We start from the raw sequence: 690 nt of genomic DNA, 5'->3' as shown, positions 1-690 counted from the left end.
AGACGGAGTTGAGGAATCCCCGCACGATCGATCGGTACTCGACGACGGCCTGGTAGCCGGTGAAGTTGAAGTCGACCGGCCATAACCAGACCCGCCCTGACGACACCGCGAGCGGATCACTCATCGAAGCGGACAGGATGAATACCAGGGGATAGAGCACGGCGAGAAGGAACAACGTCAGCACGACGTAGTTCGAAATCGTGAAGATCCGATCGGACCGGGTCTCCCTGATCCGGACTGTCCGGACTGTCGTGACGGCCACGTCGTCCCTCCTCGCCGGCTCTTTCGTTTGTTGTTTCGGTCGTCGGTCCTACTCGCGTCAGGCGTACTTCGCCTCGTAGGCCGCCTGGTAGGCATTCAGGTAGTTCGCCAGACCCATCCGGTCGAAGGTGTCGACGTACTTCTGCCACTCGGCGTCGTCGTTGATGTCGAGCTGACCCATCGTGAACTTCGCCTCGTGCTGGACCACGTGGTTCTCGATCGCGGTGACGAGCTCACCCGCTTGCGCCGCCTGCTCCTCGTTCATGTACACGGGCGGGAGCTGAACGCTCCGGTCCTGGCGGAGGTTGTAGTACTTCTGGGACTCCTCGTACAACGGCTTCTCGAACGTCGGCTTCTCCGGGTCGACAACCTCGCCGAGCCGGAAGTCGCTCGACCGGTAGTTCACACCGAGCTGGCCCCACCACAGGC

At 61.7% G+C, this 690-nt stretch carries 2 pseudogenes; both read right to left on the bottom strand.

Annotation, left to right across the window (positions count from 1 at the left end):
- Nucleotides 1–262, bottom strand: a pseudogene (locus ABNF93_RS34715) (carbohydrate ABC transporter permease); the annotation flags it as partial.
- Between the two features lie 57 nt (nucleotides 263–319).
- A pseudogene (locus ABNF93_RS34710) lies at nucleotides 320–690 on the bottom strand (extracellular solute-binding protein); the annotation flags it as partial.

This window comes from Actinopolymorpha sp. B9G3 (assembly GCF_040120725.1).
Classification (GTDB): domain Bacteria; phylum Actinomycetota; class Actinomycetes; order Propionibacteriales; family Actinopolymorphaceae; genus Thermasporomyces.
This window is presented reverse-complemented; position numbering and strand designations above follow the sequence as displayed.